The sequence below is a fragment of the Neotabrizicola paludis genome (assembly GCF_044142105.1).
Lineage (GTDB): Bacteria > Pseudomonadota > Alphaproteobacteria > Rhodobacterales > Rhodobacteraceae > Pseudogemmobacter.
The window spans coordinates 241,095-258,753 of the sequence record NZ_JBGTYM010000001.1 but is presented as its reverse complement, the minus strand read 5'-3'; the positions used below and the strand labels follow the sequence as shown (position 1 = coordinate 258,753).

Sequence of the window (17,659 nt, the reverse complement as noted above, 5' to 3'; positions counted from 1 at the left end):
GTCGTTTATCGGCAAGCGATGTCGCGAACGCCCAATGACCTGTCTGATATGGCCGTTGACGTCGGGGCCGAAAAGATGCGCAATGGCATTGGATCGGACGGCAGCCATCCGGCATCAAGCCCGGGCTTCGGAACAAACCCGAAGGACAATCGGCGCAGCCTTTTCGCATGAATGTCCGGCGCCCACGCCGGCATAACCCGTGCCTGACAGGGAGACAGAAAGACATGCACCACAAGATCGAGGCGACGCCCGTTCATCCGGCCGCCCGTATGTACGCCGAGGAATGCCGCACGGGCGCGTTGAGCCGCCGCGAGTTCCTGGTGCGCACCTCTGCACTGGGCGTTTCGGCCGCTGCGGCCTATGGCCTTCTTGGCCTCGCCGCACCTGCCCAGGCGCAGGAGACCCCAGTCGCCGGCGGCACACTGCGGATGTCGATGGAGACCAAGGGTCTCAAGGATCCGCGCACCGCCGACTGGAGCCAGATCGCCAACTTCACCCGTGGCTGGCTGGAATATCTGGTCGAGTACAACAATGACGGCTCGCTGCGCGGCATGCTCCTGGAAAGCTGGGAAGCCAATGCCGACGCTTCGGAATACACGCTCAAAGTCCGCCAGGGCGTGAAATGGTCGAATGGCGACGATTTCACCGCCGAGGACGTGGCCAACAACATCACCCGCTGGTGCGACGGCAATGTCGAGGGCAACTCGATGGCCGGCCGCATGTCGAGCCTGATGGATGCCGAGAAGAAAACCGCCAAGGAAGGCGCGATCACCGTGGTCGATGCCTCGACGGTCAAGCTGGTGCTGAACGGCCCCGACATCACCGTGATCGTCGGCATGGCCGACTATCCCGCCGCCGTGGTTCATAAATCCTACGACAATGGCGACCCCTCGGTGAACCCGATCGGCACCGGTCCCTACAAGCCGGAAACCAACGACGTCGGCGTCAAACAGGTTCTGGTCAAGGCCGATCAACCCTGGTGGGGCACCGATGTCTATGGCGGGCCCTATCTCGACCGCATCGAGTATATCGACCTTGGCACCGACCCGTCCGCCGATGTGAACGCCGCCGCCTCGGGTGAGATCGATGCCACCTACCAGTCGGTCGGCGAATTCATCGAACAGCTCGATGCGCTTGGCTGGACCAAGTCCGAAGCCGTCACCGCCGCCACGATCGCGGTGCGCTTCAACCAGGATGCCGAGGAATACAAGGATGTGAATGTCCGCAAGGGCCTCATCTCCTGCGTCGACAATAACGTCGTGCTCGAGCTTGGCTATTCCAACCTGGGCACCGTGGCCGAAAACCACCATGTCTGCCCGATCCACCCGGAATATTTCAAACTTCCGCCGGTCGTGACCGACCCTGCCGCCGGCAAGGCCGCAATCGAGGCGGCGGGCATGATCGACCACGAGTTCGAGCTGATCTCGCTCGACGACGCCTGGCAGGCGGCAACCTGCGACTCTGTCGCCGCCCAGATCCGTGACGCCGGCATCAAGATCAAGCGCACCGTTCTGCCGGGTTCGACCTTCTGGAACGACTGGCTCAAATACCCCTTCTCGGGCACGGAATGGAACATGCGCCCGCTGGGCGTCCAGATCCTCGCGCTCGCCTACCGCTCGGGCGAGGCCTGGAACGAAGCCGCCTTCTCGAACGCGGAGTTCGACGAGCTGCTCGGCAAGGCCATGGCAATCGAGGATGCCGCCGAACGGTCGAAGACGATGGAGCGGCTTGAGCAGATCATGCAGGAGCAGGGCGTTCTGGTGCAGCCCTACTGGCGTTCGATTTACCGCCACTTCGATCCCAAGGTGAAGGGCGCCGACATGCATGCGACCTTCGAACACCACCAGTACAAGTGGTGGATCGCGGCCTGATCTCTCTGGCCTCAGCCTGTTTCTGGGGGAAGGGTGCACCCTTCCCCCGCCCCGACACGCCTGTTTCGTCACCTTTCCTTCGGCTGCGCTCTCCCCGACCCGTCCCGGTGCCGCTTGGCGACCGGGTTAGACGGGGCGTTTTCGGTTGCAGGCCGGGCTAACCGTCATTCTCCCATCCACGCGGGAACAAGGAAGCCATGTCCTCATTCATCCTGCGCCGCATCGGCGTGATGCTTCTGACAGCGCTTGCGCTGACCTTCATCGTCTTCATGCTGACGAACCTGCCGCCCAACCTGGAAAAGCTCGCGAAATCCGAAGGCTCTGTGCGCATGTCGGACGAGGCGGTGGAGAGCTGGCTCAAGAACAACGGCCATTCCGGGCCGATGCTCAGCCGCTACGGACAATGGCTGGGCGTCGTGCCCGGCTGGGTCGTGACGGCCGAGGATGGCTCGGTGCGCGGCCGCTGCATCACCACGGGACTGACGCCCGAGACCGCGCCGCGCTTTTGCGGCATCCTGCAGGGCAACTGGGGATGGTCCACCGTCTTCAAGCAGCCCGTCAGCCAGGTTCTCGCGCGCAGCCTGGGCCATACCGGGCTTCTGATGCTCTGGGTGATGATCGTCATGGTCCCCACCGCTCTGGCCCTGGGCGTCCTGTCCGGCATGCGTGAGGGCAGCCGCACCGACCGGGCGCTCTCGACCTTTGCCATCGCTTCGACCGCGACGCCGGAATATGTCTCGGGCGTCATCTTCATCGCCCTTCTCGCCTCGGCCACGACCGGCATATCGCCCATGCTGGCCGATGCCGGGCTGATCTCGGGCAAGACGCTGTTCCAGGGCACCGCGACCAGCGCCATGGATGGCATCACCTTCTGGAACTTCGCGTTGCCGGTCATGACCATCGCACTTTATGGCATCGGCTATATCGCCCGGATGACCCGCGCCTCGATGACCGAGGTCATGTCGCAGCAATATATCCGAACCGCGCGACTGAAAGGTGTGGGCTTCCGCCAGGTGGTGATGAAACACGCGCTGAGAAATGCGCTGATCGCGCCCTTCACCGTGATCATGCTGCAATTCCCCTGGCTTCTGAACGGCGTCGTGATCGTCGAGACCCTGTTCAACTACAAGGGCTTCGGCTGGACGCTGGTTCAGGCCGCCGGCAATAACGACATCCAGATGCTTCTCGCCTGCTCGGTCGTCGCGGTCTTCGTCGTCCTCGTGACGCAGCTGATCTCGGACATCGGCTATGTCTTCCTCAACCCGCGCATCCGCCTGTCGTAAGGAGAGACAAAGATGGAAGAACTCTCCTGGGGCAGCATCATCGCCCGCGCCGTCTGGCAATTCGCCCCGGTCTGGCTGGCCATGGCGATCGTCTTCGCCGTCTCGATCCGCTTCAAACGCAGGCTTGGCCTCTACGGCAAACTTTTCGACAGCAATGCCGGCATGGTCGGCTTTGCCATTGTCCTCTTCTGGATCTGCACCGCCTTCTTCGCGACGCTGATCATCACGCATGACCCGCTGGCGCAGCTGTCGGGCATGAAGAATGCGCTGCCCGGCGTGCCGGTCAAGAACCCGGCCGAGGGCGTCTACCCCTGGTATCTCTTCGGCGGCGACGCGCTTGCCCGCGATGTCTTCTCGCGCATGGTGATGGGCGCGCGCGATGTGTTGAAAATCGCCCCGGCGGCGACGATCTTCGCCTTCATGGTCGGCGTGACGCTGGGTCTGCCAGCCGGCTATTTCGGCGGCAAGCTCGACACGTTCCTCTCCTTCCTCGCCAATCTCGTTCTGGCCTTCCCGGTCATCCTGCTGTTTTACCTTCTGGTGACGCCCGAGATCGTCCAGACCGGCATCCCGATGTATTTCGCGGCGGTCCTGTTCCTGTTCCCGATCGTGTTCTTTGTCGTCCTTTTCGACTCGCGCTTTCGCACCAACCCGCCGCGCCGGAACCTCTATGTCGGCGTGACGCTTGCCCTGGGCCTCTGGGCCTATGCGGGCCTTGCCTTCAACGCCGACCCGATCGGCGTCTTCGCCATGGACCCCAACCTGCTCAACGTCTTCGTGGCGGTGGTCTTCGTGAACTCGCCCGGCGTCTTCCGCATCGTCCGCGGCTTGGTGATGGACATCAAGTCGCGCGACTATGTGGCGGCAGGGCAGACCCGCGGCGAAAGCCCATGGTACATCATGCTGTGGGAAATCCTGCCCAATGCCCGCGGGCCGCTGATCGTCGACTTCTGCCTGCGGATCGGCTATACCACCATCCTGCTCGGCACGCTCGGCTTCTTCGGACTCGGCGTCTCGCCCGAAAGCCCGGACTGGGGCTCGACCATCAATTCTGGCCGCAAGCTTCTGGCGCTCTTCCCGCACCCGGCCCTTGTGCCCGCGCTGGCCCTGATGAGCCTTGTCCTCGGCCTCAACCTCCTTGCCGACGGCTTGCGCGAAGAAAGCCTGAAAGACTGATGCGCGCCGCCCTGCCCTTCACTTGTTCCTAAATATCCCGGGGGTCCGGGGGCTGGCCCCCGGTCCCGACCTCGCCAAAGGAAAACGCCATGGAAAGCTGGGACCCGTCGCAACCGATCCTCGAGATCGACAATCTCTCGATTTCTTTCTTCACCCGCCTGCGTGAAATTCCGGCGGTGATGGATTTCTCCTGCAAGGTCATGGCCGGCGAGGCCATGGGCCTTGTGGGCGAGTCGGGCTGCGGAAAATCCACCGTCGCGCTCGCGGTCATGCGCGATCTTGGAAAGAACGGCCGCATCGTCGGTGGCACGATCAAGTTCAAGGGCCGCGACATCACCAATCTGAACGAGAATGAGCTGCGCAAGATCCGTGGCTCGGAAATCGCGATGATCTATCAGGAGCCGATGGCCTCGCTGAACCCGGCGATGAAGATCGGCGCGCAACTGGCCGAGGTGCCGATCATCCATCAGGGCATGGACAAGGCCGCGGCCTGGGCTCTTGCCCGCCAGATCGTCGCCGATGTGCGCCTGCCCGACCCCGACCGGATGCTGAACTCCTACCCCCACCAGCTTTCCGGCGGCCAGCAGCAGCGCATCGTCATCGCCATGGCGCTGATGGCCAAGCCCGCACTTCTGATCCTGGACGAGCCGACCACCGCGCTTGACGTGACGGTCGAGGCCGGGATCGTCGATCTGGTCAAGGATCTGGGCCATAAATACGGCACGTCGATGCTCTTCATCTCGCACAACCTCGGCCTTGTGCTGGATGTCTGCGACCGGCTTTGCGTGATGTATTCCGGTGAGGCGGTGGAAACCGGCAATGTGGCCGAGGTCTTCACCGAAATGCGCCATCCCTATACCCAGGCGCTCTTCCGCTCGATCCCGCTGCCCGGCGCCGACAAGAATTCGCGCCCCCTGATCTCGATCCCCGGCAATTTCCCCCTGCCGCATGAACGCCCGCCGGGCTGCAATTTTGGCCCGCGCTGCGATTATTTCGAGAAGGGCCGCTGCGACGCGCATGAGATCGCGATGGATGCGGTGCCGGGCGACCGCCATGCCACGCGCTGCCTGAAATGGCAGGAGATCGACTGGGACGCCCCGCCCAAGGCCCGCAAGGTCCGCGAGAAGGCGCCGGTCGGGCGGCTGGTGCTAAAGATGGAAGACCTGCAAAAATACTATTCCATCTCGACCGGCGCCTTCGGCGGCGGAATGAAGAAGGTGGTGAAGGCCAACGAGACCCTCTCCTTCGAGGCGCATGAGGGCGAGACCCTTGCCATCGTGGGCGAATCGGGCTGCGGCAAATCCACCTTCGCCAAGGTCCTGATGGGGCTGGAAACCGCCACCAGCGGTTCGATCATGCTGTTTGACGAGAATGTCCAGTCCACGCCGATCCAGAAGCGCGGTGCCGATACGGTGTCGAAGGTGCAGATGGTGTTCCAGAACCCCTTCGACACGCTGAACCCATCGATGAACGTGGGTCGGCAGATCATCCGGGCGCTGGAGATCTTCGGCAAGGGCAGCTCGGATGCCGACCGTGAACAGAAGATGCTGGAACTTCTCGATCTGGTGAAGCTGCCCCGCGCCTTCGCCGACCGCATGCCGCGCCAGCTTTCGGGCGGGCAGAAGCAGCGCGTCGGCATCGCCCGCGCGTTTGCGGGCGGGGCCAAGGTCGTCGTCGCGGACGAGCCGGTCTCGGCGCTGGACGTCTCGGTCCAGGCCGCCGTCACCGATCTGCTGATGGACATCCAGCGCGAGAATAGGACCACGCTTCTCTTCATCAGCCACGATCTGTCGATCGTGCGCTATCTCTCGGACCGGGTGATGGTCATGTATCTTGGCCATGTGGTCGAGATGGGGACGACCGAACAGGTCTTCTCGCCGCCCTATCACCCCTATACCGAGGCGCTGCTCTCGGCCGTGCCGATCGCCGACCCGCATGTCACCAAACAACGCATCGTGCTGGAAGGCGACATCCCCTCGGCGATGAACCCGCCGCCCGGCTGCCCCTTCCAGACGCGCTGCCGCTGGAAATCGCAGGTGCCTGGCGGCCTGTGCGAGAAGGAGGTGCCGCCGGTGCAGAAGCTGGAAGGCGGTCATCAGGTCAAATGTCACCTGAGCCGCGAAATCCTTGCCAAGATGGAGCCTGTCATCAAGATCGCCGCCGAATAGCGGCTCCGCCTCAGCCCCGCCGGCACAGCGTGAGCGGCGGGCCCGCCAGCCCGGCCCTGCGCCGGTCCGGTCGCGCCATCGCCAAAAATGGGATCTCCCTCATTCCTGCCGCGCCACGATCCCCATCACCGCCGCCAGAAGCTGCGCGGCAACCGTCGCCCCCTGCCCGTCAATGTCGCGTTCGGGCATGAATTCCACCATGTCGAACCCCGCGATCCGCGCCTTTTCCGCAACGCCCGCAATCAGCTCCAGCACCTGCCAATAACCAAGGCCCCCGGCCGTACGCCCGATGACCGCGGGCATGACCGAAGGGTCCAGTGCGTCAAGGTCCAGGCAGATGATCACCTCCGCCCCCTCGGGGATCAGGTCGACCGCGCGGCCCACGCCGCCGCGCACCGCCTCGCCCGCGGGCACGAACTCTACTCCCCAGTCCAGCGCATCCTGCAGATCGCCTGGCCGGGCGCTGCCGATGCCCCGGCAGCCGACCTGCACGATCCCGGCGACATGCGCCATCTCGCTGGCGCGCCGCATGGTGGACGACAGCCCCAGCCGCTCGCCCCCCACCTCGTCGCGCCAGTCGATATGGGCGTCGATCTGCAGGATATGGACCTGGCGGTCGCGCGCGCCGAACGCCTCGATCATCGGGATCGGCAGGCTGTCATCGCCGCCGATCAGCAGGGGCACCGCGCCGCGGTCCAGCACCTGGCTCACCGCACCGAAGATCCGCGCCCGGTTGCCCACCGGATCGCCCTCGTCCTGCGGCAGATCGCCAGCATCGACCGCGCTGATGCCCTCGGGCAGCACCGGCCCGCCCAGATCGAAATTCACATGATGAAGGTTCGCGGCATAGACCGCCGCCGCTGCCCGGATCGCCTCTGGCCCGCCCGCGCAATAAAAGCCGACCGAAGGATAGGGCGTGCAGCCATCGGCCCCGATCACCGCCATCTGCGCGCTCATCCGCGACAGGTCGCGGCATTTCGGCAGGCCGAGAAAGGTCTCGACCGCGCCCGCCCCGAACATCGTGCCCAGCATCGCCATCTGCCGCTCTCCTCTGCCATGGGCCCACCTTGCCGTCCCGGACAGGTACATGACAAGCGCCGGATAGTGCCTCTATCCGCGCAGGCGTCTTTTCGCCCCAAGCCCGCGCGCCAGAAACCACATCCCCCAGGCACTGCCCAGGCCGAAGGCCAGAAAGGCGACCGAACCGGCCGAGACGCCGCGCACCAGCACGGCAACCGAGGGATCGTCCGGCGACACCCAGGCCGTCACCTTTTCGCCCTCTGGCCAGGCCGCCGCCCGTTCGCGCATCTGCGCCTCCGGCCCCAGCCAGATATCCGTCCAGTGAATGCGGCGCCCCGTATAGTCCATCCCATCAAGCCGATAGGCATAGGCGAAATCCCAATGCAGGATGCGTTGGCTTGTCGGAGCGGCGGATGCCGCAGCGACGCTGCTGACGGTGAACGCAATCGTCAGGTCGCTTTGCGTGATCACCGCCGGCACCGCCCGCCAGCGATAGCTTTGCGCCTCGGACCACAGGCCCGCCAGCGCCCATATCGCGACGCCCAGACCTGCAAGAAGGATGACCGTCAGAAAGCTTCTCACCCTTGTCCCCAAGCCCCCGGCAGATATTGGATCACCCGCGGCCCGTGACAAGACGCCAAAACAAAAGGGGCGCCGAACCGGCACCCCTTCCGCTTCCCATCGGGGAAGAAATGGCTCAGGCGGCTTTCGAGATGAACGAAACGGCGTCGCCGAAGGTCTGGATGGTTTCGGCGGCGTCATCCGGGATCTCGATGCCGAATTCTTCCTCGAAGGCCATGACCAGTTCAACGGTGTCCAGCGAATCCGCGCCCAGGTCGTCGATGAACGAGGCGTTCTCGGTCACCTTTTCCGCTTCGACGCCCAGATGCTCGACAACGATCTTCTTCACGCGCTCGGCGATATCGCTCATTTTCGTCCTCTACCTTCGTTACGGGGGTTTCCCCCGGGCCTGATGTCACGCGGCCCGAACCGGGGCGCAATCTGCCGGGAAAGCCCCGGATTCTGGCGCGCGCTATAGCACAGCGCCGCCCCATGGCAAACGCTTTCCCGCATGACATCGGGAAAGCGGCGGCCTTTGCCTAGATCATGGCCATACCGCCATTCACATGCAAGGTCGCACCGGTGACATAGCCCGCTTCCGGTGCGGAAAGGTACAGGACCGCCGCCGCGATCTCGGCCGGCGTCCCCATCCGGCCCGCCGGTACCGCGCCAAGAATCCCCGCGCGTTGCGCCTCGTTCAGCTTGTCGGTCATCGCCGTCTCGATGAAGCCGGGCGCCACACAGTTCACGGTGATGCCCCGGCTGGCCACTTCCGCCGCCAGCGATTTCGACATGCCCACCATCCCGGCCTTCGAGGCGGCATAGTTGACCTGCCCGCCATTGCCGGTCTGGCCGACGACGGAAGAGATATTCACGATCCGCCCCCAGCGCGCCTTCATCATGCCGCGGATTGCAGCGCGGCACAGCCGGAAGGTTGCGGTCAGGTTCACATCGATCACCGCCTGCCAGTCGGCATCCGACATGCGCATGGCCAGACCGTCCTTGGTGATCCCGGCATTGTTCACCAGGATATCCACCGATCCCATCGCATCGGCAGCTCGCTTCACCAGACCCTCAACCTCCTCGGGCACCGAGAGGTTGCAGGGCAGCACATGCGCCCGCCCGCCCAGTTCCGCGGCCAGCGCCTCCAAGGGCTCGACCCGCGTGCCCGACAGCCCGACCGTCGCCCCGGCCCCATGCAGCGCCCGCGCGATCTCGGCACCGATCCCGCCCGACGCCCCGGTCACCAGCGCGCATTTCCCCGTCAGATCGAACATGACCGACACTCCTCTGTCTTCTGTTCCCAAATATCCCGGGGTCCGGGGCAGAGCCCCGGGGGCCTGTCAGCGCGCCCCCGCCCCCGAGTCTTCACCGAAGGATCGTTTAGCCCCTGGCCGCAACGACGTCTTCGGGCGTCAAGATCGCGCGCAGGACCACATCGCCGCCGACGATGCGCTTGACCATGCCCGACAGGGCCTTGCCCGCGCCAATTTCCCAGAATTCCGTCACGCCCGCCGTCTGCATCCACATGACACTTTCGCGCCAGCGCACCGAACCGGTGATCTGCGCGACCAGAAGGTCGAAAATCCGGTCCGGCTCGGTCACCGCCTCGGCGCGGACATTCACCACCACCGGGACGCTGGGCTTCGAGATCACCACCGCCGACAGCGCCTCGGCCATCTTGTGGGCGGCGGGCTGCATCAGGGCGCAATGGAACGGTGCGCTGACCGGCAACATCAGGGCGCGCTTGGCCCCGCGCGCCTTGGCGATCTCGACCGCGCGCTCGACCGCGCCCTTGTGGCCCGATACCACAACCTGCGCCGGATCATTGTCATTCGCCGCCTGGCAGACCTCGCCCTGGGCGGCCTCGGCGGCGACCTCCATCGCAGCAGCGAAATCCAGGCCCAGCAAAGCCGCCATCGCGCCCACGCCCACCGGCACGGCCTCCTGCATGGCAAGGCCGCGGATACGCAACAGCCGCGCCGTGTCGGACAGACTCAGCGCGCCCGCCGCGCACAGGGCGGAATATTCGCCCAGCGAATGCCCGGCGACGAAATCGACGTCTTTCTCGACCGTGATCCCCTCGGCCGCCAGCGCCGCCAGAATCGCCATCGAGGTCGCCATCAGCGCCGGCTGCGCGTTCTGGGTCAGCGTCAGCTCGGCGATATCGCCCTCCCAGATCAGCGCCGAAAGCTTTTCGCCCAGGGCGGCGTCCACTTCGTCATAAACGGCCTTTGCCGCCGGATAGGCTTCGGCCAAGGCCTTGCCCATGCCCACGGTCTGCGCCCCCTGGCCCGGAAATATGAATGCGCGGCTCATCCCTGCCCTCTTTTCTCTTCCTGTTCCCCCCGGAATAGCGAAGCCCGCCCCAGGCCGCAATCGTCCCGCGTCCGCGCCGCGCACATCACATGTGCCTGAGCGATCATTCCGCGGCGCAGAAACCCTGCTACCTTGCGCGGGAAATCATCGGAGCCCCCTATGCCCGCCGACACCGCCCTGACCAACACGGAAACCCGCTACGGCCTTGTCGCCCGCAGCCTGCACTGGTTGGTAGCGCTGCTGATCTTCGCGAATGTTCCGCTGGGCCTGATCGCCAGCGACCTGCCCTATGACACGTCCGAGGCGCTGGCGCGGAAAGCCTGGCTCTTCTCGCTGCACAAGACCATCGGCCTCACGCTCCTCGCGCTCGCTCTGCTGCGCATCCTCTGGGCGCTGTCACAGCCCCATCCGGTCGCGGTACACCCGGAAAAACGGCTTGAGACCTTCCTCGCGGCCCTTGTCCACTGGCTTCTCTATTCGGCGCTGATCATCCTGCCGCTGTCGGGCTGGGTGGAACATGCCGCGCTCGACGGCTTCGCGCCGATCCTCTGGCCCTTCGGCCAGGGCCTGCCCTTCGTGCCGAAATCCGAAGCACTGGCCGCCATCGCCGGGGCGATCCATTGGCTCTTCACCAAGATCCTGCTGGTGACGGTGGCGCTGCATGTCCTGGGTGCGCTGAAACACGCGCTCATCGACCGCGACGGCATTCTTGCGCGCATGACGCGCGGCACCCCGGCGGGCACGCCCGGCGTGCGGGGTGCGAAAACCGGCCCCGCCCTTCTGGCCGCTCTGATCGTGATCGCCGCCGGTTTCGGTGCGGGGATGCTGGGCGCCAGCCGCCCGCAAGCGCCCGCTGCTAGCGCCCCTGCCAGCACCGCAACCGCCACCGGCAACTGGCAGGTACAGGAAGGTAAGCTGACTTTCTCGCTCGCCCAGATGGGCCAGAGCGTCGAGGGCAGTTTCGCCGGCTGGACCGCCGACATCGCCTTCGATCAGGCGACCGGAACCGGCAAGGTAACGGTGCAGATCGACACTGCCTCGCTGCACCTCGCCGCCGTCACCGAACAGGCCAAGGCGCCCGAATTCTTCGATGTCGCGGCCTTCCCCACCGCAACCTTCAAGGCCGATATCACCCCTGCAGGCGAGACCTTTACCGCCGCTGGCACCCTTACGCTGCGCGGGGTGGAAAAGCCCGTCACCCTGCCCTTCACGCTGAGGATCGACGGCGACACTGCAATCATGACTGGCGAAACCCGGCTGGACCGCCGTGACTATGGCATGGGGCCCAGCTATCCTGATGAGGCGACGGTGGGCTTTCCGGTGACCGTGAAGATCGCGCTCACCGCCAAACGCCAGCCCTAAGCGGCTGCCGCGCGCGGCGCCATGAGAACGCAAAGGAAAAGGCCGCCGGAACGCCCGGCGGCCTTCGTTCATTCTGCAAGCGGGATCACTCGACCTTGCCGGCCTCGATCGAGATTTCCAGCGCCACCTCATCGCTGATGAAGGGCGCAAAGCTGCCCAGCCCGTAATCGCTGCGCAGAAGCGTGGTGGTGGCCGAGAAGCCGGTCCACATCTTCTTCTCCATCGGGTGCTCGCCATACTGGTTCTGCACCGCATCCAGCACGACCGACTTCGTCACGCCGTTCAAGGTCAGATCGCCAGTGATCTTCGCGGTCTTCTCGCCCGTCACCTCGATGCCGGTCGATTTGAAACTCACCATCTCGTCATCTGCCGCATCGAAGAAATCGGCGGACATGAAATGATCGAACCGTGCCTGCCAGCCGGTCAGCATCGACTTGACCGGGAAGGACACCTCGACCGAGGACGCCGCCGGATCGGCTTCGTCGAACTGGACCTGCCCCTCGATGCCGCCGAACATTCCATAGCCGGTCGAATAGCCCAGATGGTTGTAGCTGAAGACGATCTGGCTGTGGCCGGGGTCCAGCACAAAGGCTTCGGGTGCGGCGAAAGCCGGGGCCGAGACCAGAATTGCGGCGGCCAGGGCCGGGGCGATGCGGATCATTCGTCAGTCCTCTCAAGATGTTGCCTGTGATAATATCAGGCTGCCCGCCATGCTGCGGCGCGGCAATCCGGCAGAACCGAACAGCGGATGCGCGGTCACGAACATCACATCCGCGCCAGATCGCCCGGGTGCTGCTTGACCCTCAAACACTGGCGCCCCATGGCTTTTCCGCCGCGTCGCCGCGCCCCGAAGGCCCGCTTTGACGGCCCTCGCTGCCCGCCCTTGCATCCCGGCTCGAAATCCGTATAAGGCCGCATCCTTTCCGCATTGACCCATGAACCGGCGATGCCTCTCGTGGACGGGCCGCGGAATGGCCATTTACCCGTCCTTTGAAGCCGCCCCGAGACGAAGGACGACCGCATGCCGCTTTACGAGCATGTTTTCATCGCGCGCCAGGATCTGTCGAACACCCAGGCCGAAGGCCTGATCGAACATTTCTCCACGGTGCTCAAGGACAATGGCGGCAACGTCGTTGAACACGAGTACTGGGGCGTCAAGACGATGGCCTACAAGATCAACAAGAACCGCAAGGGCCACTATGCGCTTCTGAAATCCGATGCCCCGGCCAATGCCGTGCTCGAGATGGAGCGTCTGATGCGCCTGCATGACGACGTCATGCGCGTTCTGACCATCAAGGTCGAAAAGCACGCCGAAGGCCCGTCGGTCCAGATGCAGAAGCGCGACGAGCGCGAGCGCGGCGACCGTGATGGCGATCGCGGAGACCGTGGCGATCGCGGCGACCGTGGTGATCGTGGTGGCGACCGGGGCGGTTTCGACCGTCGCGAGCGTCGTTGATCCTCAGGCTGTAGAAAGGTTCCAGAACCATGGCGAACAAACCGTTTTTCCGCCGCCGCAAGGTTTGCCCCTTCTCGGGCGACAACGCTCCGGCGATCGACTACAAGGACACGCGTCTGCTGCAGCGCTACATCTCCGAGCGCGGCAAGATCGTTCCGTCCCGCATCACCGCCGTCTCGGCCAAGAAGCAGCGTGAACTTGCCGCCGCGATCAAGCGCGCGCGTTTCCTCGCCCTGCTCCCCTATGCCGTGAAGTGAGGAGATCAGACCAATGCAAGTGATCCTTCTTCAGCGCGTGGCCAAACTTGGCCAGATGGGCGAAGTCGTCAACGTCAAGGACGGCTACGCCCGCAACTTCCTGCTGCCCCAGGGCAAGGCACTGCGCGCGAACGACGCCAACATCAAGTCGTTCGAAACCCGCAAGGCCCAGCTCGAGGCTACGAACCTCGAGACCCGCAAGGAAGCCGAAACCATCGCCGAGAAGCTCGACGGCCAGACCTTCATCGTGATCCGCTCGGCCTCCGAGGCCGGCGCGCTTTACGGTTCGGTCACCGCGCGTGACGCTTCCGAAGCGGCCACCGCCGCCGGCTTCACCGTGGCCCGTGGTCAGGTCGAGATGGACAAGCCGATCAAGGACCTCGGCATCCACACCATCACCGTGGTGCTGCACCCGGAAGTCGCGGCCAAGGTCAAGCTGAACGTCGCCCGGTCGGTCGAAGAGGCCGAGCTGCAGGCTTCGGGCAAGTCGATCCAGGATCTGGCGGCCGAAGCCGAAGCCGCCGCGGAATTCGAGATCGCCGAGCTGTTCGACGATATCGGTGCCGCTGGCAACGACGAATAAGCCCCCCTTCCGGGACAGGCTTTTCAGGAAACCGCGCCCTTCGGGGCGCGGTTTTGCTTTGCGGGCACGGCGCCGCTTCGGCCCGGCTTGCCCGGAATCTGCGGCTCAGACGATGGGCTCTGCGATCACCGCTTCCGAGCCGTCGCGCAGCGCGGTGTAGAAGCAGGAGCGGCGATTGGTGTGGCAGGCGGGGCCTTCCTGGCTGACCAGCGCCAGCAGGCAATCGCGGTCACAGTCGATGCGCAGCTCGACCAGGGTCTGAACATGGCCCGAGGTCGCGCCCTTGGCCCATAACTCCCCGCGTGAGCGGCTCCAATATGTGACCTGCCCGGTTTCCAGCGTATGGGCCAGCGAGGCGGCATTCATCCAGGCCATCATCAGGACCTCGCCCGAGGCATGATCCTGGGCGATGCAGGGGATCAGCCCGTCGGCATTGTACTTTAGGCTTGCCGGGTCGAAAGCCATCTCTCTCTCCTTGGCGCGGCGGGGGCGCGGGATTACATAGGGGGGCGCGGAGGGCATGTCCATGAGCGACGCCGATCTTGTCAAACTCTATTCCGGGCGCATCCTGGCGCTGGCGGCGGATATTCCGCTGACCGGGCGTCTGCCTGCGCCTGACGGATCGGCGCGGCGACGATCGCCCCTGTGCGGATCAACCGTGACGGCCGATCTGGTGGTCCGCGATGGCCGTGTGGCCACGTTCGCGCAGGATGTGAAGGCCTGCGCCTTGGGGCAAGCTTCGGCTGCCGTGCTGGGCGGCGTGGTCATCGGGCGCAGCCGGGCCGAGCTGGAAGCCGCAAGGGACGCGCTGCGGGCCATGCTGAAAGAGGCCGGGCCAGTGCCCGCGGCGCCGTTCGAGGGCTATGAGGTACTGCTGCCTGCGCGGGACTACAAGAACCGCCATGCCTCGATCCTTCTGGCACTGGAGGCGGCCTGCGAGGCCTTCGAGGCGGCCGAAAAGGCGAAGGCGGTCTGACGACAAGGCCCCTGTCCCACGCAGGGACAGCACACGACCCTATTTGTTTCAATCACTTAGCTTCTCGATTTCACACATTCTTAACCTTCGCCGCCAACAGCCCCAATAAAAAAACCGCCGCGCACCGGGACAGGTGGCGGCGGCAGTGGCGTGTCTGGGGCGCGTTGGGGCGCATCCGGAAGGCCGGGACAGGCAGGGGATGCACGCGCCTGGGGAACAGACCGCAGGCAGAAACCGAAAGGGTTAGGCGGCGCCGGGCAGCGCCAGCGTGACGTAAAGAACGGCGAAGAGCACCGCGAGACCCAAGACATCCTCAAGGATCGAGCTGTCTTGGCGGGTGGTCAGGGCTTTCAGGCGGTGCATCATGGCATGTCTCCGTTCCTTGTTGCCTGATTGTTCTCATAATGGTTAACGTGTGGCAAGAACTTTTTGCAAACATTTCGGAAATTTTAGAGAACATCCGGTTCCCTGTCGGAATTTCCCCCGCCCGTCCTCCGCGCCCGGCACAGAAACGCGCAAGCCGGGGCCCCGGCCCGGCGGCCTAACCGACGGACAGAAGCCGGATCGCCCGATCCTGATCCAGGAGCCACAGCAGCAATCGCGCCGCCTTGCCGCGCGGGCTTTCCAGCGCGGGATCGGTGGTCAGAAGCGCGCGCGCATCGGATTGCGCCACCGCCATCAGCGCCGATTGCCGTTCCAGATCGGCCATGCGGAACTTTGGCAGGCCGGATTGCGCCGTGCCGATCAGATCACCCGCCCCGCGCAGGGCCAGGTCTTCCTCGGCGATGCGGAAGCCGTCCTCGGTTTCGCGGATCACCTTGAGCCGCCGCTCGCCGCCCTCGGTCAATGGCGGCTGGTAGAGCATAAGGCAGGTCGATTCCGCCTCGCCCCGCCCGACGCGGCCCCGCAACTGGTGCAGCTGCGCCAGGCCGAAGATCTCGGCCCTTTCGATGACCATGATCGTGGCCGCGGGCACGTTCACGCCCACCTCGATCACCGTCGTCGCGACCAGAACCTGAGTCTCGCCCGCCAGGAAACGTGCCATGGCGGCATCCTTCTCGGCGGGCGGCATCTGGCCATGTACCAGCCCGACCCGCCCCTCGCCCAGAGCGGCACGCAGATGCTGAAAGCGCTCGGTGGCCGAGGCGAGATCCACCGCTTCGCTTTCCTCGACCAGCGGGCAGACCCAATAGGCCTGGCGCCCCTCGGCCACCGCCTTGCGCAGATGACCCACCACCTCGTCGATGCGGGCGACCGGCAGCACGGCGGTGCGGATCGGCTTGCGCCCCACCGGTTTCTCATCGAGCACCGAGACATCCATGTCGCCGTAGCTGGCCAAGGCCAGGCTGCGCGGGATCGGCGTTGCGGTCATCACCAGTACATCCGCCGCCTGCCCTTTCGCCCCCAATTCCATCCGCTGCGCCACGCCGAACCGGTGCTGTTCGTCGATCACCGCAAGCCGCAGATCGGCGAAATCGACATCCTTCTGAAAGACAGCATGGGTGCCGATCAGCACGGCGATGCGGCCTGCGGCCAGATCGGCAAGCTTTGCCGCCCGGTCAGGCCCCTTGTCGCGCCCGGTCAGGATCTCGACCCGCACCCCCGCCGCCTGCGCCAAGGGACCAAGGCTTTCCAGATGCTGCCGCGCCAGGATTTCGGTCGGCGCCATGAGCACTCCCTGCCCCCCGGCCTCGACCGCGACGAGAAGCGCAAGGAAGGCGACCAGCGTCTTGCCCGCGCCGACATCGCCCTGCAAAAGCCGGTTCATGCGCTGATCCGACGCCATGTCGACAGCAATTTCGGCAATGGCGCGGCTCTGGGCGCCGGTCAGCGCATAGGGCAGGCTTTTCAGCACCTTGGCCTGAAGCAGGCCCGTGCCAAGGCTGGACTGGCCCTTGCCACGGCGCATCCGCGCCCGGGCGAGCGAGAGCGTCAGCTGATGAGCGAACAATTCATCATAGGCCAGGCGCTGGCGGGCGGGATGGGTGAAGGACATCACCTCCTCGGGCGCGTGGGCCTGAACCAGCGCCGGTTTCCAATCGGGCCAGCCCTCGCGCGCCTTCAGCCCAGGGTCGATCCATTCGGGCAGATCGGGCGTGCGGGCCAATGTCGCCGCCACGCCCTTTTGCAGCAGGCGCTGGGTCACACCGGCAGTCAGCGGGTAGACCGGTTCCCAGGCGGGGAGATCCCCGGCCTCTTCGACACGCAGCACATGGTCGGGATGGACCATCTGCGCCACACCGTCGAACAGTTCGACCTTGCCCGAGACCAGGCGGCGCTGGCCGGTCGGCAGCAGCTTTTGCAGATAGTCGCCCCGAGCATGGAAGAACACCAGCGCCCATTCCAGCAGCGGGTCGCGGACATGGATACGGTAAGGGCCGCCCTTGCGCCGCGGCGGAAAATGGGCGCCGACCTCGACCTCGACCGTCAAGGTCGTGGGCGGGATCACGTCGCGAACGCTTGTCTTGCGACTGCGGTCGATGCCGCCCGTGGGCAGAAGGAACAACAGGTCCTTCGGCCGCGTAACATCAAGGCCCGCCAGCGCCTGCGCGGTCTTGGCGCCGATGCCATCAAGGGTTTCCAGCCCCGCAAAGAGCGGAAAGAGTATCTCGGGGCGGCTCATCCCC

Annotated in this window: 18 protein-coding genes; 9 read left to right on the top strand and 9 right to left on the bottom strand. The window is 65.1% G+C overall.

Annotated elements, in window-relative coordinates; genetic code table 11:
* The first annotated feature begins 224 nt into the window (after positions 1-224).
* From ACED67_RS01240 to ACED67_RS01225, 4 genes are all read left to right on the top strand, one after another.
* On the top strand, positions 225-1,871 hold the full coding sequence (locus ACED67_RS01240) for an ABC transporter substrate-binding protein (RefSeq protein WP_395539630.1): 1,647 nt from the start codon (positions 225-227) through the stop codon (positions 1,869-1,871).
* Positions 1,872-2,068: 197 nt separating this feature from the next.
* Positions 2,069-3,154 carry an ABC transporter permease gene (locus tag ACED67_RS01235; protein ID WP_395539629.1) on the top strand — a complete coding sequence of 362 codons (1,086 nt, stop codon included), beginning with the start codon at positions 2,069-2,071 and terminating at the stop codon, positions 3,152-3,154.
* Between the two features lie 12 nt (positions 3,155-3,166).
* Positions 3,167-4,330, top strand: a complete 1,164-nt coding sequence (locus tag ACED67_RS01230) for an ABC transporter permease (protein ID WP_395539628.1) — start codon at positions 3,167-3,169, stop codon at positions 4,328-4,330.
* An 89-nt stretch (positions 4,331-4,419) separates the two neighbouring features.
* Positions 4,420-6,498, top strand: coding sequence for a dipeptide ABC transporter ATP-binding protein (locus ACED67_RS01225; protein WP_395539626.1), 2,079 nt, complete (start codon positions 4,420-4,422; stop codon positions 6,496-6,498).
* 99 nt (positions 6,499-6,597) lie between these two features.
* Here the strand turns inward: ACED67_RS01225 and ACED67_RS01220 are convergent, their stop codons facing one another.
* From ACED67_RS01220 to fabD, 5 genes are all read right to left on the bottom strand, one after another.
* Entirely contained in the window at positions 6,598-7,536 is a 939-nt protein-coding gene (locus ACED67_RS01220; protein WP_395539625.1) for an arginase family protein, read from the bottom strand.
* Between the two features lie 72 nt (positions 7,537-7,608).
* Positions 7,609-8,100, bottom strand: coding sequence for a DUF3592 domain-containing protein (locus tag ACED67_RS01215; RefSeq protein WP_395539624.1), 492 nt, complete (start codon positions 8,098-8,100; stop codon positions 7,609-7,611).
* A gap of 115 nt (positions 8,101-8,215) precedes the next feature.
* Positions 8,216-8,449: an acyl carrier protein gene (locus ACED67_RS01210; protein ID WP_225029692.1), complete on the bottom strand. Its 234-nt coding sequence runs from the start codon at positions 8,447-8,449 to the stop codon at positions 8,216-8,218.
* Positions 8,450-8,618: 169 nt separating this feature from the next.
* On the bottom strand, positions 8,619-9,356 hold the full coding sequence (fabG, locus tag ACED67_RS01205) for a 3-oxoacyl-[acyl-carrier-protein] reductase (protein WP_395539623.1): 738 nt from the start codon (positions 9,354-9,356) through the stop codon (positions 8,619-8,621).
* A gap of 106 nt (positions 9,357-9,462) precedes the next feature.
* Complete coding sequence (gene fabD, locus ACED67_RS01200; protein ID WP_395539622.1) at positions 9,463-10,398, bottom strand: ACP S-malonyltransferase; 936 nt, start codon at positions 10,396-10,398, stop codon at positions 9,463-9,465.
* Between the two features lie 159 nt (positions 10,399-10,557).
* On the opposite strand from fabD, the gene ACED67_RS01195 reads away from it, so the two are divergent.
* Positions 10,558-11,760: a cytochrome b/b6 domain-containing protein gene (locus ACED67_RS01195; RefSeq protein ID WP_395539621.1), complete on the top strand. Its 1,203-nt coding sequence runs from the start codon at positions 10,558-10,560 to the stop codon at positions 11,758-11,760.
* An 85-nt stretch (positions 11,761-11,845) separates the two neighbouring features.
* On the opposite strand, the gene ACED67_RS01190 is transcribed toward ACED67_RS01195, so the two are convergent.
* Complete coding sequence (locus ACED67_RS01190) at positions 11,846-12,421, bottom strand: YceI family protein (RefSeq protein ID WP_395539620.1); 576 nt, start codon at positions 12,419-12,421, stop codon at positions 11,846-11,848.
* A gap of 360 nt (positions 12,422-12,781) precedes the next feature.
* Between ACED67_RS01190 and rpsF the strand changes: the two genes are divergently transcribed.
* From rpsF to rplI, 3 genes are read left to right on the top strand one after another with little or no spacing between them, the layout of a single operon-like run.
* Positions 12,782-13,216 (top strand): 30S ribosomal protein S6, encoded by a 435-nt coding sequence (gene rpsF / locus ACED67_RS01185; RefSeq protein WP_395539619.1) that lies wholly within the window; start codon positions 12,782-12,784, stop codon positions 13,214-13,216.
* A gap of 29 nt (positions 13,217-13,245) precedes the next feature.
* Positions 13,246-13,473, top strand: coding sequence for a 30S ribosomal protein S18 (gene rpsR / locus ACED67_RS01180; RefSeq protein WP_002720283.1), 228 nt, complete (start codon positions 13,246-13,248; stop codon positions 13,471-13,473).
* Positions 13,474-13,486: 13 nt separating this feature from the next.
* Entirely contained in the window at positions 13,487-14,056 is a 570-nt protein-coding gene (gene rplI / locus ACED67_RS01175) for a 50S ribosomal protein L9 (RefSeq protein WP_395539618.1), read from the top strand.
* A 105-nt stretch (positions 14,057-14,161) separates the two neighbouring features.
* Here the strand turns inward: rplI and hisI are convergent, their stop codons facing one another.
* Positions 14,162-14,521, bottom strand: coding sequence for a phosphoribosyl-AMP cyclohydrolase (gene hisI, locus ACED67_RS01170; protein ID WP_395539617.1), 360 nt, complete (start codon positions 14,519-14,521; stop codon positions 14,162-14,164).
* Positions 14,522-14,582: 61 nt separating this feature from the next.
* Between hisI and ACED67_RS01165 the strand changes: the two genes are divergently transcribed.
* Positions 14,583-15,032 (top strand): iron-sulfur cluster assembly scaffold protein, encoded by a 450-nt coding sequence (locus ACED67_RS01165; RefSeq protein WP_395539616.1) that lies wholly within the window; start codon positions 14,583-14,585, stop codon positions 15,030-15,032.
* Between the two features lie 243 nt (positions 15,033-15,275).
* Here ACED67_RS01165 and ACED67_RS01160 read toward each other — a convergent pair whose 3' ends face one another.
* Positions 15,276-15,398 carry a hypothetical protein gene (locus tag ACED67_RS01160; protein ID WP_395539615.1) on the bottom strand — a complete coding sequence of 41 codons (123 nt, stop codon included), beginning with the start codon at positions 15,396-15,398 and terminating at the stop codon, positions 15,276-15,278.
* 175 nt (positions 15,399-15,573) lie between these two features.
* Positions 15,574-17,655, bottom strand: coding sequence for an ATP-dependent DNA helicase RecG (recG, locus tag ACED67_RS01155; protein WP_395539614.1), 2,082 nt, complete (start codon positions 17,653-17,655; stop codon positions 15,574-15,576).
* Positions 17,656-17,659 lie beyond the last annotated feature (4 nt).